This is a genomic window from Massilia sp. SYSU DXS3249 (assembly GCF_053668055.1).
In genome coordinates this window covers 335,585-351,842 of record NZ_JBSIPX010000001.1, presented here as the reverse complement: position 1 = coordinate 351,842, position 16,258 = coordinate 335,585, and the positions used below count along the sequence as shown (strand labels likewise).

Here is a 16,258-nt window from a genome sequence, read left to right as displayed (position 1 = left end):
ATTTCGCGCTTTTCGCAGCTAGAATACTTTCCTGACGGCACCACCAGCCACATCCACACAGTTCAGGGCGAAATATGAAATCGGTTCAACAGGAAGTCGACGAGCGCAGCACGCTGGCAGGCACGAACAAGTTCGAGCTGCTGCTCTTTCGCCTCGGCGGCGACGACAAGGGCAATCACAGCGAGCTGTTCGGCATCAACGTATTCAAGATCCGCGAGATCGTCGCGATGCCGCCGATCACCGCCGTCGCCGGTTCGCCGCCCCATGTGCTGGGCGTGGTGAACCTGCGCGGCCAGATCATCCAGGTACTCGACCTGCCCGCGATCGCCGGCGTCAAGCCCAAGACCGGGCTCAACATCATGCTGGTCACCGAGTTCGCCCGCACCACCCAGGCCTTCGCGGTCGAGAGCGTCGAGGAAATCGTGCGCCTCGACTGGAGCCAGGTCATGTCGTCCGAGCACAGCGCCGGCAGCGGCATGGTCACCAGCATCGCCCGCCTCGACGGCGAGAACGGCGAGCCGGGACGCCTGGCCCAGGTGCTCGACGTCGAGACCATCCTGCGCAACATGAACCCGGAAGCCAACGCGGCCATCAACCCGCAGAGCGTTGGCGCGAAGATCCAGATCAAGCCCGGCTCGATCATCCTGGCGGCCGACGATTCGGTGGTCGCCCGCGCCCTCATCGAGCAGGGCCTGGAGGCGATGGGCCTGCCCTTCGTGATGACCAAGAGCGGCAAGGAAGCCTGGGAGCAGCTGGCCAGCATCGCCAACGCCGCCGAGAACGAAGGCAAGAGCGTCTACGACAAGGTGGCCCTGGTGCTGACCGACCTCGAGATGCCCGAGATGGACGGCTTCACGCTGACCCGCAACATCAAGAAGAGCGCACGCCTGGCCAACCTGCCGGTCGTAATCCACTCCTCGCTGTCGGGCACGACCAACGAGGAGCACGTGAAGAACATCGGCGCCGACGCCTACGTGGCCAAGTTCTCGGTCGAGGACCTCTCAAGCACCCTGCGCCGGGTGTTGAAGCAATAAGCCGGACTAACCGGAATAAGAAAGGAGCGCCGCGGCGCTCCTTTTTCGTTGAATCTCTTCTTATCCCATCAGCGTTCGCGCGCCGCCTCGTGCCAGGCCTTCTGCATCGGCGAGAGCAGGTATTCGAGCACGGTGCGGGTGCCGAGCAGGATCTCGGCATTCGCCTGCATGCCGGCGCTTAACGGAAAACGGGCGCCGTCGGCTTCGAGCGCCGCGGTCTTCAACGCCACTAGCGCCTTGAAGTTGGACGGCGGCGCCGCACCATGCTTGGCAGGCCTGGCGCCATTCTCGGCGCTCTCCACCGAGTCGGCACCGATGTGCTCGACCGTCCCCTCCACCATCCCGTACTTCTGAAACGGGAAGGCGGCGAACTTCAGGCGCACGGTCTGGCCCTGCTTCACGAAACCGATGTCGTCGTTGGTCAGCCAGACCTCGGCGCGCAGGGTCTCGTCGCGCGGCACCAGCGTCAGCAGCACGGTGCCCGGCTGGACCACGGTGCCGATCGAATGCGTGGCCAGTTCCTTGACCACGCTGTCCTGGGTCGCCTTCAGCTCGAGCAGCTCCTTGCGGTGGGTCTGCTTGGCCAGTTCCTGCGACAGCTGGTCGAAGGCGCGCTGGGCCTCGCCGCGCTCGACGTGCAGCTGGCGGCGGTAATCCGAATCGATCTGCACCAGCTTCATCTCCGACTGCTGCACGCCGGCGCGCGCCGACTCGATCATGTGGTCCTGGGTCGCCAGTTCCTGTTCCTTCTCGATGCGCTCGCGCCGCTTGTCGCTGACCAGCACGCCGCCCGCGAAGCCGTCCTTACCGAGCTTCTCGAAGGCCTTTTCCTGCTCGCGGTAGTGCGGCAGCACGGCGCTGAACTTGCGCTGGATCTCGAGCGCGGCGGCCAGGTCCTGGCGCGCCTTGGCGAGCCGGCTCTTTTCCTCGGCCAGGGCGGCCTGGAAGGCGGCGCGGTTGGCGCGGTATTGCGATTGGGCGGCCGCCAGCAGGTGCGGCGGATCGCCCGCCTGCGGCTGGAACGGGGTGTCGGCCAGCTCGGCGTCGACCCGGCGCAGCGCGAGAAGCTTGCCCTGCCGGTCAGTCTGAATCGACTTGGCATCGGCGTCGGTGATCAGGGTATCCATGCGCATCAGCACCTGCCCGGCGCGCACGCTATCGCCCTCCTTCACCAGGATTTCCTTGACGATGCCAGATTCGGCCGGCTGGACGATCTTCACATAGCTCTGCGGGACCAGCTTGCCCTCGGCGACCGCGACGATGTCGAGTTTGCCAACGACCGCCCACAAGGCCAGCAGCACCAGCAGGATCAGCAGGGCCCACAAGACCTTGCGGCCGAGCGGATTCGGTGCCGACTGCTGCAGGCGCAGCAGGGGCGGCGAAAAGTCGAGTGCGCTGGATGCCGCTTTGGTCCTGGTTTTTTTCACGATGGATGAACCGGTGGAGGGATAAAAAAAGGGCCTGGAACCCGATATGGCCGGGTTCCAGGCATGCCCACCCGTATTAACGGCTGGGCGAGGCTCCTACTTGAGCTAATTACCTGAGCCGATTACTTCAGCTTCTTGGTGCCCTTGCCCAGGCCTTCGAAGCCCTTCAGCTCGACGCCTGCGCTGCCCGACAGCGACAGTCCGCCGCCCCCGAAGGCGACCGTCGAGCCGAGGAAGCCGAGGGTGGCCTTGGCCAGCACGCCGGTATCGGCGCCGTTGCGCTCGTCGAGCCAAGTCAGCGACTTCTTCTCCGCCAGCGCTTCCGAGACCGCCAGGTCCACCTTCAGCCAGGCGCCGAAGCTCTGGGCCGAGGTGGTATTGCCGATGCTGCTCGCCGGCAGGCTGAACTCGACGATCTTGCTGGCGCTGAGCAGGGCCGGCACGCCCAGGGCATCGGTCGTCTGCGCGGAGGCGGCCACCGACACCGAGGCCACCCCGTTCGAGGCGCTGACGCCGATCGCGATGCCGAAGTTCTTGCCGCCCTTCGAGCCGGGATTGCCCGGGCCGGTGCCCGGACCGTCGTTCTGGTTGCTGTCGTGGCCACCCGGCGCCGCATCCTCGCCGTTGCCGACGCCTTCGTTGCCATGGCTGACCGACAGCGTGAACACGTCGGAAGCTGACAGGCTGCCTTCCATGCTGCCGGTGGCGGCCACCTGGTCGGTCGCGGTGACGCGCACCTCGATCGCGCCCACCTGCTTCGGCGTGGTGCCCGAGAAGGTGCCGGTCTTCACGTCGAACTTCAGCCAGGTCGGCAGTTCGGAACCGTCGGCCAGGCTGGCCGAGTAGCTCAGCGTGTCGCCCTGGTCGAGGTCCTTGAAACTGTCGGCCGGAAGCTTGAACGAGAAGGCCTTGTTGAAGGTCAAGCTCTGGTCAGCCAGCGGGACCACCACGATCGGCGCATCGTTGGCGCCGGCCACGGTGATGTCGAGCGTCGACGCACCCGATGCCAGGCCGTCGCCCGCGCCGTAGCTGAAGCGGTCGACCACCGAGGCGCCGCGGCCCAGCGGCTGCACCGCCGCCGTATCGAGCCGGTACTGGTAGCCGCCGTCCGCATCCAGCGCCAGGCTGCCGTAGCGGCCCTGGCTGGTGGCGGCGCCGGCGGCCAGCGTGGCGCCGAAGTCGGCGTCGCTGTCGTTGGCCAGCACGTTGCCGCTGACGCCGGCGGTGTCCTCATCCAGCTGCGCCTTGTCGGCGGCGAGCAGCGGTGCGTCGTTGGTGCCGGTGACCGTGATTTCCAGGGTCGAGGCGACGACGGCCTGGCCGTCGGTTGCCGCATAGCTGAAGCTGTCGACCACCGACTGGCCCTCGGCCAGCGCCTGCACCGCGGCCGCGTTGCTGTCGAGGCTGTAGGTGTAGCTGCCGTCCCGGGCCAGGGTCAGGGTGCCGTAGGCGCCCGCATAGACGCCCGGTTCGCTCACGAGGAGAACGGTGCCGCTGTCGGCATCGCGGTCGTTCGCCAGCACGTTGCCGCTGGCGATCACGACCTCGTCTTCGGCCGCCTGCGCCGTGTCGGCCGTCACCACCGGCGCATCGTTGCTGCCGGCGATCGTGATGACCAGGCTGGAGGCCAGCTGCTCGGCGCCGTCGGTGGCGGCGTAGGCGAAGGTGTCGGTCACGAACTCGCCCTCGCCCAGCGACTGCACCTTGGTGCCGCCATCGTGCAGGCTGTAGGTGTAGCTGCCGTCCGCGGCCAGCGTCAGGCTGCCGTAGGTCCCGGTGTAGACGCCCGGCGCGGCCACGGAGAGCACCGCGCTGCTGTCGGCATCGCTGTCGTTCGCCAGCACGTTGCCGCTGGCGGCGACCTCGCTGTCTTCAAGAACCTGCGCCGCGTCGGCCGACAGCACCGGCGCGTCGTTGGTGCCGGAGATGGTGATGCTGAGGGTGGAGGCGACGCCCTCGATGCCGTCGGTGGCGACGTAGGCGAAGGTGTCGGTCACGACCTCGCCTGCGTTCAGGCCCTGCACATTGGCCGCGCCCTCGTTCAGGCTATAGGTGTAGCTGCCGTCGGCCGCGATGACCAGGCTGCCGTAGACGCCGGCGATGGTGCCCGGCGCGGCCACCTGCAGCACGGTGCCGCGGTCGATGTCGCTGTCGTTGGCCAGCACATTGCCGCTGACGGCCGTGGTCCCGTCTTCGAACGCCTCCGCGCTGTCGGCCACCGTCACGGCGGCGTCGTTGGCGCCGATGACCTGGACGTTGACGACGGCGGTCGAGGTCTCGCCCATCTCGTCGGTAATGGTATAGGTGAAGCTGTCGTTCAGGACCTCGCCCTGCGCCAGTTCCTGGAAGCGCCCGCCGATGTCGTAAGCGACCGCGCCATCGATCAGGCCGACGTCGGCGCCGATGCTGGAGGCGCCGACCGCGATCACGCTCACCACGTCGCCCAGGTCGGGGTCGGTGTCGTTGGCGAGCAGCTGGGTGACCGGCAGCAGGACCGCGCCCCCGTCTTCCTGCACCGCGATGCTGTCGTCGGCGGCCAGCGGCGCCGCGTTCAGCAGGGCCGCCATGCCGCCGTGGTCGATGACGCTGCCGTCTTCGAAGACGATGCGGGTCACGCCCTCTGCCTGGCCCAGCCAGTCGACCAGGGTCACGCTGTCGCCGCTGGCTGCGATCGTCAGCACCAGGTCGCGGCCCGACTGCTCGGCGAGCAGGTCGGCTGCGGTGAGGCCGCCACGAATCTGGAGCGTGCCGCTGCCCTGGGCGTCGATGATGCGCTCCATGCCGTCGCCGATGCCGAACACGTAGGTGTCGTCGCCGGCGCCGCCCAGCAGCACATCGTTGCCGGCGCCGCCGACCAGCAGGTCGTTGCCGTCCATGCCGGCCAGCTGGTTGTCGCCATCGTTTCCGGTGAGGGTATTCGCGGAAGCATTGCCGGTGCCATGGAGGTTGGCTTCGCCGGTCAGCACCAGGTGCTCGAGGTTCGCCGCCAGCACGTGGCTGGCGCCGGCCAGCACGGTGTCGGTGCCGTCGCCCGCCGCTTCCACTACCACGTCGCCCGCGTTGTCGACCACATAGGTGTCGTCGCCGGCGCCGCCGTGCAGCGTGTCCGCGCCCGCGCCGCCGTCGAGCGTGTCGTTCCCTGCACCGCCGTCGAGGACGTTGGCGCCGCTGTTGCCGGTGATGGTGTTGTCGCCCGCGTTGCCGGTGCCGCTGAGGTTCTGGCTGCCGGTCAGCACCAGGTGCTCGACGTTGGCGCCGAGGGTGTAGTTGGCGCCTGCCAGGACCGTGTCGACGCCCTCGCCGGCCGCCTCGAGCACGAGGTCGCCGGTCGCATCGACCAGGTAGGTGTCGTCGCCCGCGCCGCCCGCCAGGGTGTCGGCACCCGCGCCGCCGTCGAGGACGTTGGCGCCCGCATTGCCGACCATGCTGTTGGCCAGCTCGTTGCCGGTGCCGTTCAGGTCAGCGGTGCCGACCAGCACCAGGTTTTCGAGGTGCGCGCCCAGCGTGTAGCTGGTGTCTGCGCGGACCGTGTCGGTGCCGCCGCCCGCCAGCTCGACGACCGTGTCGCCGCCGTCGGCGATATAGGTATCGTTGCCGGCGCCGCCCACCAGCGTGTCCTTGCCGCCGGCGCCGTCGAGGACGTTGTCGGCGCTGTTGCCGGTGATGACATTGACCGCCGTGTTGCCGGTGCCGTTCAGGGCGCCGTCGGCCAGCGTCAGGTTGTTGAGGTGGAGGCCGAGGGTGTAGTCGATGCTGGCGACGACCGTGTCGGCGCCTTCGCCGAATTGCTCGATCACGATGTCGCCCGCGTCGTCGACCAGGTAGGTGTCGTCGCCTGCGCCGCCCAGCATGGTATCGGCGCCGCTGCCGCCGTCGAGGGTGTCGTTGCCGGCGCCCGCGTCGATCACGTCGTTGCCGGCCATGCCGTTCAAAACGTTGTTGCCGGCGTTGCCGGTGATGGTGTTGTCGAGTGCGTTGCCGCTGCCGGCCAGCGCGGCTGTGCCGGTCAGCACCAGGTTTTCGACGTTGGCGGCGAGCGTGTGGCTCACGCCGGCGTGGACGGTATCGAGGCCGGCGTTGGCCGCTTCCACGACCGTGTCGCCGGCGGCGTCGACGACGTAGGTGTCGTCGCCCATGCCGCCGCTCATGGTGTCGGCGCCCGCGCCGCCGTCGATGAGGTTGTTGCCGTCATTGCCGGTGATCGTGTTGGCGAGCGTGTTGCCGGTGCCGGCCAGGTGGGCGCTGCCGGTCAAGACCAGTTTTTCGACGTTCGCGCCGAGGACGAAGTCGACCGACGACTCCACGGTATCGGTGCCGCCGTTGGCCGCTTCGGTGACGACATCGCCGGCGTCGTCGACGATATAGGTGTCGTTGCCTGCGCCGCCGGCCATGGTGTCGGCGCCGGCGCCGCCGTCGAGCACGTTGCTGCCGCTGTTGCCCGTGATGCGGTTGGCCAGCCCGTTGCCGGTGCCGTTGATGCCGCTGCTGCCCGTCAGGGTCAGGTTCTCGACGTTGTCTCCCAGGGCGAAGCTCACCGTCGACTGCACGGTGTCGATCCCTTCGTCCGCGAGCTCGATCGCCAGGTCGCCGGCGTTGTCGACGACATAGGTGTCGTCGCCGCTGCCGCCCAGCATCGTATCGAGCCCGGCGCCGCCGTTCAGGGTGTCGTTGCCTGCGTCGCCCTGCAGGCGGTCTTCCCCGGCGTCGCCGTTGAGCACGTCGTTGCCCTCGCCGCCGACCAGCAGGTCGTTGCCGAGGCCGGCGCTGATGGTGTCGTTGCCGGCACGGCCGTCGAGGACGTTGGCGCCGCTGTTGCCGGTAATGATGTTGTTCAGCTCGTTGCCGTTGCCGTCGATGTCCGCGCCGCCCGTCAGGAGCAGGTTTTCGACGTTGTCGAGCAGCGTGGTGGTGACGCTCGCGTGCACGATGTCGGTGCCTTCGCCGGCCGCTTCCATTGCCTGGTCGCCCGCGCTGTCGACGATGAACACGTCGTCGCCGAGGCCGCCCAGCATGCGGTCGGCGCCTTCGCCGCCGTCGAGCCTGTCGTTGCCGGCGTCGCCGAACAGCTGGTCCTCGCCCGCCTCGCCGTTGAGCGTGTCGTTGCCGTTGCCGCCGCGGACGAGGTCGTTGCCGGCGCCCGCATGCACGGTGTCGAGGCCGTCGCCGGCGCTGACGGTGTTGTTGCCGCTGTTGCCGGTGATCACGTTATTCGAATTATTGCCGGCGCCGCTCAGGTCGTCCGTGCCCAGCAGGACCAGGTTCTCGACGTTGGCGGTGAGGGTGTAGTCGATTTCCGAGCGCACCGTGTCGGCGCCCTGGTTCGCGAGTTCCTCGACGCGGTCGCCGGCGTTGTCGACGAGATATGTGTCGTCGCCCACGCCGCCCTGCATCAGGTCGGCGCCCAGGCCGCCGTCGAGCACATCGTTGCCGGCCAGACCAAGCAGCGTGTCGCTGCCTTCGAGGCCGAACAGCTGGTTGTGCGCGTTGTTGCCGCTGACCGTGTTGTCGAGTTCGTTTCCGCGGCCGGCGATATTCCCGAAACCGAAGAGCGACAGGTTTTCGACGTCGCTGGTCAGCGTGTAGTCGACGCTGGCGTTGACGGTATCGACGCCTTCGCCCGCGTTCTCGTGGACGAGATCGCCCGCGTTGTCGACCGTGTAGTTGTCGTTGCCGGTGCCGCCGGCCATGTCGTCGACGCCTGCGCCGCCGTTGAGCGTGTCGTTGCCGGCATCGCCCTGCAGGCGGTCGTCGCCGGTGTCGCCGTTCAGGACGTCGTTGCCCTCGCCGCCGACCAGGGTATCGTTGCCGCTGTTGGCATGGATAATGTCGTTGCCGTCCAGCCCCTGCAGCAGGTTGGCACCGCCGCTGCCGAAGATGATGTTGTTGAGCTCATTGCCGGTGCCGTCGATGTCGGCCATCCCGACCAGGGTCAGGTTCTCGACGTTGGCGGTCAGGGTATAACTGCGGCCCGCATTGACCATGTCGGTGCCGGCGCCGACGTCTTCGACCACCAGGTCGCCGGCGTCCTCGACCGAATAGGTGTCGTCGCCCAGGCCGCCTTCCATGTAATCGTCGCCGGCGCCGCCGCTGATCGAGTCGCTGCCGGCGCCGCCGAACAGGATGTCGTTGCCGCCCTCGCCGTTGAGCGTGTCGTTGCCGTCGCCGCCGTCGACCTGGTCGCTGCCGTCGCCTGCGCGCACCGTGTCGTTGCCTGCGCCGCCTGCAATCAGGTTGTTCCCGGCGTTGCCCTCGATGATATTGTTGAATGCGTTGCCGGTGCCGGCGAGGTCGGCGCTGCCGGTCAGGGTCAGGTGCTCGGCGTAGTCGGTCAGCGTGTAGTCGACGCTCGATCGGACCAGGTCGGTCCCGGAGCTCGCGTATTCCACTACCAGGTCGCCGGCCTGGTCGACGACGTAGGTATCGTCGCCGACGCCGCCGACCATGATGTCGGCGCCGCTGCCGCCGTCGAGCACGTCGTGGCCGCCGTTGCCGTACAGGGTATCGTCGCCGTCCAGGCCGTAGAGCGCGTTGTTGACGCTGTTGCCGCTGATCTCGTTGTCGAGCTCGTTGCCCGTGCCGCTGATGCCGCCGGCGCCGGCCAGCGCCAGGTTCTCGACGTTGGCCGCCAGCGTGTGGTGCACGCTGGCCACGACCTTGTCCTCGCCTTCGCCGTCCAGCTCGACCACGGCGTCGAGCGCATTGTCGACGTAATAGGTGTCGTTGCCGCTGCCACCCTGCAGGGTGTCGGCGCCCGCGCCGCCGTCGAGGGTGTCGTTGCCTTCGAGGCCGGCCAGCGCGTTGGCGCCGGCGTTCCCGACGATGAGGTTGTCGAGCGTGTTGCCGGTGCCGTCGATGGCGGCCGTGCCGCTCAGGGCGAGGTTCTCGACGTGCTCGCTGAGGGTTGTGGAAATGCTCGACTGCACGCTGTCGATGCCGGCGCCGCCGAGTTCGATCACGCGGTCGCCCTGGTCGTCCACGACATAGATGTCGTCGCCGACACCGCCTTCCATGTGGTCGGCGCCCAGGCCGCCATCGAGGGTATCGTTGCCGGCGTCGCCATACAGCGCATTGGCGCCGCTGTTGCCGGTGAGGCTGTTGTCGAGCAGGTTGCCGCGGCCTTCGAGGTCGGCGCTGCCGGCCAGGACCAGGTTCTCGAGGTTGTCGCCGAGCGCATAGTCGATGTGCGAGCGCACCGTGTCGGTGCCGGCGCCGGCCGCTTCGACCACGCTGTCGCCGGCGGCGTCGACCACGAAGGTATCGTCGCCTGTGCCGCCGGCCATGGTGTCGTCGCCCGTGCCGCCGTCGAGGGTGTCGTTGCCCGCGCCGCCGGACAGCGTGTCGTTGCCGTCCATGCCGCTCAAGGTATTCTGGCCGCCGTTGCCGGTGATGACGTTGTCCAGCGCGTTGCCCGTGCCGCTGCTGCCGCCGGTCAGGGTCAGGTTCTCGACGTTGTCCGACAGCGTATAGCTCACGCTCGCGTTGACGGTGTCGACGCCTTCATCCACGTTTTCGACCACCCGGTCGCCCGCGTTGTCGACGACATAGGTATCGTTCCCCGCGCCGCCGATCAGCGTGTCCGCTCCCGAGCGTCCGTCCAGTACGTTCGCGCCGGCATTGCCGGTGATCGTATTGTCGCGCGTGTTGCCGGTGCCGTTGATGTCGGCACTGCCGGTCAGGACCAGGTCGTCGACGGTCGATGGCAGCGTACGGGTCACGGACGAGTATTCAGTTGTCATTGCATTTCCTCTTGTTGACGTGGGAAGCGTTCAGGTTGAATCAGGCGGCCGGAGCCGAAGTGGATGGCGGCACGACCTGCATCCTGGATGCGGGTTGGCGTGCCTGTGCGGGCTTGTCGAAGCTGAAGACCTCGTCGACCTGCAGCCCGCGCGGAATCTGGTGGGTAATGAAGACCATCGTGACCTTGCCCTTGAGCGAGTTCACGGTGCGCGCGAACTGCTCGGCGGTGTGCTGGTCCAGGTTGGAGACGGCCTCGTCGAAAATCAGGATGCCGGGTTTGCGCAGCAGGGCGCGGGCAATCGCCAGGCGCTGGCGCTGCCCGCCCGAGAGACCCGTGCCGCGCTCGCCGATCTCGGTCTGGTAGCCTTGCGGCAGCTTGTCGATCGTGTCGTGGATCTCGGCGGCCTTGCAGGCGGCGATCACGTCCTCGAAGCTGGCGTGCGGGTGGGCCATGACCAGGTTGTCGTAGATCGTGCCGGAGAACAGCACGGTTTCCTGGGGCACCACGCCGAAGACCTGGCGCAGTTCGTTCGCGGCCAGGAAGCGGATGTCGCGGCCGTCGAGCTGGACCAGGCCATCGCTCGGCTGGTAAAAGCCCAGCATCAGTTTCGCCAGCGTGCTCTTGCCGCAGCCCGACGGGCCCATCAGCACGCTGAGGCGGCCCGGCTTGAAGGCGAGGTTCAGGTTGCGGTACAGCCAGGGGTGGTGCTCGGAATAGCGGAAGGAGACGTTGCTCAGTTCCAGCGCGCCCTGCCCTTTGGCTTCGCGGCTCGGGCGCAGGGCGTAGGGCTCGGCCGGCATGTCCATCATGTCGCCCAGGCGCTTGACGGCAATGTTCGCCTGCTGGAATTCCTGCCACAGGCCGGACAGCCTCAGCATCGGTTGGCTCATGCGGCCGGCAAACATCTGGAAGGCGACCAGCATGCCGACGGTGAAGCCGTCGTTGCCCATGACCAGCATCGCCCCGACCAGCAGGATGGCCAGCGTCATCACCTGTTCGACCGCGTTGGCGGCCACGTTATAGGTATTGCCGACCTGTTTGGTGGAGAAGCCCGCGGCCAGGTACTGGGCCAGCAGGTCGCCGTACTTGCGGTCGACGTCCGGCTCCATCTGCAGGGATTTGACCGTGCCCATGCCCGCCAGGTATTCGGTGAGGAAGGCCTGGTTGCGCGCGCCCAGCATGAACTGCTTGTTGAGGCGCTCGCGGAAGAGCGGCGTGACCAGCACGCTCATCAGCGCAATCACGCCCAGCAGGCCGACCGCGATCAGGGACAGCTGCCAGCTGTAGCTGAACATCACGGCCAGGAAAATCAGCAGGAAAGGCAGGTCGAGGATCAGGGTGACGGCGGCGCCGGAAATGAACTCGCGGATGGTCTCGACGCCTTGCAGGCGCGCGACCAGGGTGCCGGTCGGACGCTGCTCGAAATACGGCAGCGGCAGGCGCAGCATGTGGCGGAACACTTCGCTGCCCAGCACGGCGTCGATGCGGTTACCGGTGTGCAGCACCAGGTATTGGCGCAGCCAGGTCATGCAGGAGGTAAACACCATGAACATCAGCAGGCCGATGCCCAGCACCAGCAGCGTGTTCCGGGTCTGGTGCACCACCACCTTGTCGATGATGGCCTGGGTGAACAGGGGCGTGGCCAGGCCGACCAGCTGGATCGCCAGCGAGGCGAGCAGGATGTCGCGCCAGATGGCCTTGTGCTTGAGGAGTTCGGGAACGAACCAGCGGAAACCGAAGGCCTTCTTTTCCTGGGTGAAGCCGGCGATCTCGTCCTCGTCCTTGCCGCCGGTCTCGGCTTCCTTGCCGAACAGGAGAATGTCCGGGGCAAAACGCCGGGCGGCTTCCTCCACGGCCATCGTCTCCGGCTCTTGCGCGCCGGCGCGGCATACGCTCAGCAGCTTGCCGTCGGATTTCAGCACGAGGACGAGGCCGGCCGTCTCCTCTTCCCCTTCGGGATGCAGGAAGGCGACCGCCGGCAGCGGCAGCTGTTGCCAGTCGGCGCCGGCCAGCGTGCAACTGCCGCTGCGGATGCCGAGGGCACGGGCCATCTCGTGGAAGCTGCCGTGGGTGTAGGGCGGCGGAAACTGCTGGGCGACCAGGGCGCTGTCGAAAGGAATGCGATAGAGGCCGCACAGGCTTCCCAGCGCCCACAAGACTTCCTCCCGCCGAACGGTGCCGGTAAGCGACATAGACCGTGTATTCCCCTAGTGTTGACAATGCACTGGCGATATCAATCGCATATCAGTGTTTCCATAGAGCAAAAGTGTAACATGTAAGTTTCCGTGAGGAAATGTAAAAGCTCAACAATTTGCCCGCGCTTCAGGGTCGCCTGTTGCGCGCGGCAGACGCTGCCTGTCATGCCATCGTTTCGCCGGGCGAAAAAAAACCACCGCGGTGCGGTGGTTTTCGTAGGGGAAGCGTCCTTCAGGTCAGCTGTGCGAAGGCACGCTCGATGTCGGCGATCAGGTCGTCCGGGTCTTCCAGGCCGATGTTGAAGCGCACCAAGATGCCCTTGCCCTGCCAGTTGCGGCGGATCGCCGCCATCCGGTAGGGCATCACCAGGCTGTTCGCACCACCCCAGCTGTAGCCGAGGCCGAACAGGGTCAGCGCATCGACGAAGCGGTCGGTCTGCTCTTCCGTGTAGCGCTCGTCGAAGATCACCGAGAACAGGCCGCCGGCCCCGGTAAAATCACGTCGCCAGACCGCGTGCCCCGGGCAATCCTCGAAGGCCGGGTGCAGCACCGACGCGATTTCGGGACGCGACTTGAGCCAGGTGGCGACCTTGCGCGCCGCGGCGTCGTGCGCCTCGAAGCGCAGCTTCATGGTCGGCAGCCCGCGCATCACCAAGTAAGCGTCGTCGGCGCTCACGCCCAGGCCCAGGCGCATGTGGGCCAGCGCCAGGCGGTCGTGCACAGCCTTATCGCGGGTGATGACGGCGCCCATCAGCACGTCGGAGCCGCCCGACTGGTATTTGGTGAGTGCATGCATGACGATGTCCACGCCCAGGTCGAAGCCCCTGAGGGCCAGCCCGGCCGACCAGGTATTGTCGAGCGCAACCAGCACACCGCGCGCCTTGGCGGCCGCACAGATGGCCGGCAGGTCCGGCACTTCCATCGACACCGAGCCCGGCGCCTCGGTCCAGATCAGCTTCGTGTTCGGCTGGATCAGGTCGGCAATGCCGGCGCCGATCAGCGGATCGTAATAGCGCGCGGTGATGCCGAAGTCGGCGCTCAGCCAGCGTCCCAGCTCGCGGTTCGGGTTGTAGACGTTGTCCGGCAACAGGACGTCGTCGCCGGTTTTCAGCAGGGCGAAATCGACCATGGCGATGGCCGCCAGGCCCGAAGGCGCCAGCAGGCAGTGGCTGCCGCCCTCGATTTCGGCCAGGCGCGCTTCCAGCGTGAAGGTGGTCGGGGTGCCGTGCAGGCCGTAGGTGTAGGCAGTCTTGTCCTTCCACTGGCCCGAGCGCATCGCGGCCACGTTCTCGAACAGCACGGTCGAGGCGTGGTGGATCGCCGGCGGGTAGGCAGCAAAGCCGCCCGGGGCCGTGTAGTCGGTGTGGACGATGGTGGTCTGGAGCGACTTCTTGTTCATCCGGTTCACCCCTTCCCGATTACGCCAGGCTGGCCCAGAGATCGTGGGCGTCGGCCTTGGTCACGACGACATCGGCGAACTGGCCGACGGCCAGCTTGGCCTTGCCCGGCACCAGCGAGCGCTTGATGTGCACCACGCCGTCGATTTCGGGCGCGTCTGCGCTTGATCTGCCGATCGCTTCGCGCGGGTTGACTTCGTCGATCAGCACGCGGATGGTCTTGCCGACCTTCGCCTGCAGGCGCTTGAGCGAGATTTCTTCCTGCAGCAGCATGACGCGCGCACGGCGCTCCTCGCGCACCTCTTCCGGCACCGGATTGTCGAGCAGGTTGGCGGTGGCGCCTTCGACCGGCGAGTAGGCGAAGCAGCCCAGGCGGTCGATCTGCGCTTCGCGCAGGAAGTCGAGCAGGTATTCGAACTCGGCTTCGGTCTCGCCCGGGAAGCCGGCGATGAAGGTGGAGCGGATCGTAAGGTCCGGATTCATCTTGCGCCAGGCCAGGATGCGGTCGAGGTTCTTCTCGCCGCTGGCCGGGCGCTTCATTCGCTTGAGCACGTCCGGATGCGCGTGCTGCATCGGGATGTCGAGGTAAGGCAGCACATGGCCGTCGCCCATCAGCGGAATCACTTGGTCGACGTGCGGGTACGGGTAGACGTAGTGCAGGCGCACCCAGGCGTCGTACTGGCGCGCCAGCACGCCCAGCGCTTCGGTGAGCTGGGTCATGTGGGTCTTGATCGGGCGGCCGTTCCAGAAACCGGTGCGGAATTTCACGTCCACGCCGTAGGCGCTGGTGTCCTGCGAAATGACCAGCAATTCCTTGACGCCGGCCTTGAACAGGTTTTCCGCTTCCTTCAGCACTTCGTGGATCGGGCGCGAGACCAGGTCGCCGCGCATCGACGGGATGATGCAGAAGCTGCAGCGGTGGTTGCAGCCCTCGGAAATCTTCAGGTAGGCGTAATGCTTGGGCGTGAGTTTCACGCCGTGGTCCGGCATCAGGTCGACGAAGGGGTTGTGCGGTTTCGGCAAATGCAGGTGCACCGATTCCATCACCTCGGTCATCGCATGCGGGCCGGTCACGGCCAGCACCTTCGGGTGCACCTTGGTGATGATGTCCTCGCCCGAAGCATCCTTCTTCGCGCCCAGGCAACCGGTGACGATGACTTTACCGTTCTCGGCCAGCGCCTCGCCGATCGCGTCGAGCGACTCCTGCACGGCGGCATCGATGAAGCCGCAGGTGTTGACGATGACGAGGTCGGCGCCGTCGTAGGACTTGGCGGTCTGGTAGCCTTCGGCGCGCAGCTGGGTCAGGATCTGTTCCGAGTCGACCAGCGCCTTCGGGCAGCCGAGCGAGACGAAACCGACCTTGGGCGCGGCCGAGGGAGCCGCGGCGACGGTGTCGGCAGGAACGGTAGTGGCGGCGGTGGTGACTGGAGCAGGATTGCGGCGGAGTTCGAGCATGGGGGATTGGTGTCAGAAAATTCTGGGCAATCCGCGATTGTACCCGAAGCGGGAATTCAGGAACACCGCCGGGGCGGTTTTGGCGGGGAGGATGGGCCGTTGTGCAACGCGGCAGTGAGATACCGGTACATTCGATGGGCGGCACAGTGCAACGATCGACGCGTGGACGGCGGAGCCGTCCACCCTACTCCCTTGCATGCACCCGTAGGGTGGACGGGTTCCCCGTCCACGCGTTCAACGCACGGGGCTCAGGCGCACAACACGTCGCTCCTAAAACGAAACGCCCGACACGCGGCCGGGCATTCACCTTGCATACGACACCGCACGGCCACCAAGGCCGCCGTACTGCGCCGGATTTACTTCTTGTCCGTCGGCGTGGTCGCCGGTGGGAAGGGGAAGGCACTGAACAGCGCCTTGCTCTGGTTCTGCATCTGCTCCTGCATCTGCACGAACAGGTTCTTGCTCTGGTCGATGTAGTTGTTCATCATGCCCTGCATCATCGGGCCCTGGACGTTCATGAACTGGGTCCACATTTCCGGGCTGAAGGGCTTGCCTTCGATGGCGCCGGCGGCGTTGGCGGTGAACTTGTTCTGGATGTCGGTGAACGCTTGCACGTTCTTTTCCAGGTAGGAACCCATCATGCCCTGCATCGCATGGCCGTAGTAACGGATGATCTGCGCCAGCACCGCGCTCGAGAACATCGGCGCCCCATTTGCTTCTTCCTCCAGGATGATCTGCAGCAGGATGCTGCGGGTCAGGTCCTCGCTCGTCTTGGCGTCGACGACGGTGAACTCGTCGGCGTCCAGGACCAACTGCTTCACGTCCGTCAAGGTGATATAGGAACTTGTCTGGGTGTCGTAGAGACGACGGTTCGGGTATTTCTTGATCAGGCGTTCAGTACTGTTTTTTGCACTACTCATCTCAAGTTCCATAAATGGCGTTCCCATGCTGGTGGAACGCTGTGACAACACTACAAAAATTACCGAAGAGCCGGTGTCGCTCTTGCCAGGCC

7 protein-coding genes are annotated in these 16,258 nt (G+C 66.6%); 1 reads left to right on the top strand and 6 read right to left on the bottom strand.

What is annotated here, in order from left to right; translation table 11 throughout:
- The first annotated feature begins 74 nt into the window (after window positions 1-74).
- Window positions 75-1,034 (top strand): chemotaxis protein, encoded by a 960-nt coding sequence (locus tag ACWCIA_RS01560; protein WP_454160301.1) that lies wholly within the window; start codon window positions 75-77, stop codon window positions 1,032-1,034.
- Window positions 1,035-1,102: 68 nt separating this feature from the next.
- Here ACWCIA_RS01560 and ACWCIA_RS01555 read toward each other — a convergent pair whose 3' ends face one another.
- From ACWCIA_RS01555 to phaR, 6 genes are all read right to left on the bottom strand, one after another.
- Window positions 1,103-2,461 carry an HlyD family type I secretion periplasmic adaptor subunit gene (locus ACWCIA_RS01555; protein ID WP_454160300.1) on the bottom strand — a complete coding sequence of 453 codons (1,359 nt, stop codon included), beginning with the start codon at window positions 2,459-2,461 and terminating at the stop codon, window positions 1,103-1,105.
- 122 nt (window positions 2,462-2,583) lie between these two features.
- A complete protein-coding gene (locus ACWCIA_RS01550; protein ID WP_454160299.1) occupies window positions 2,584-10,197 on the bottom strand; it encodes a beta strand repeat-containing protein in 7,614 nt (2,537 codons plus the stop codon).
- A 40-nt stretch (window positions 10,198-10,237) separates the two neighbouring features.
- The gene (locus ACWCIA_RS01545) at window positions 10,238-12,355 is read right to left on the bottom strand and encodes a peptidase domain-containing ABC transporter (RefSeq protein WP_454160297.1); all 2,118 of its coding nucleotides are present in this window, start codon (window positions 12,353-12,355) and stop codon (window positions 10,238-10,240) included.
- Between the two features lie 271 nt (window positions 12,356-12,626).
- Window positions 12,627-13,793, bottom strand: coding sequence for a cystathionine beta-lyase (locus ACWCIA_RS01540; protein WP_454160295.1), 1,167 nt, complete (start codon window positions 13,791-13,793; stop codon window positions 12,627-12,629).
- A gap of 19 nt (window positions 13,794-13,812) precedes the next feature.
- Window positions 13,813-15,246, bottom strand: a complete 1,434-nt coding sequence (gene rimO / locus ACWCIA_RS01535; RefSeq protein ID WP_454160293.1) for a 30S ribosomal protein S12 methylthiotransferase RimO — start codon at window positions 15,244-15,246, stop codon at window positions 13,813-13,815.
- 356 nt (window positions 15,247-15,602) lie between these two features.
- On the bottom strand, window positions 15,603-16,166 hold the full coding sequence (phaR, locus tag ACWCIA_RS01530; protein WP_454160291.1) for a polyhydroxyalkanoate synthesis repressor PhaR: 564 nt from the start codon (window positions 16,164-16,166) through the stop codon (window positions 15,603-15,605).
- Between the last annotated feature and the right edge of the window lie 92 nt (window positions 16,167-16,258).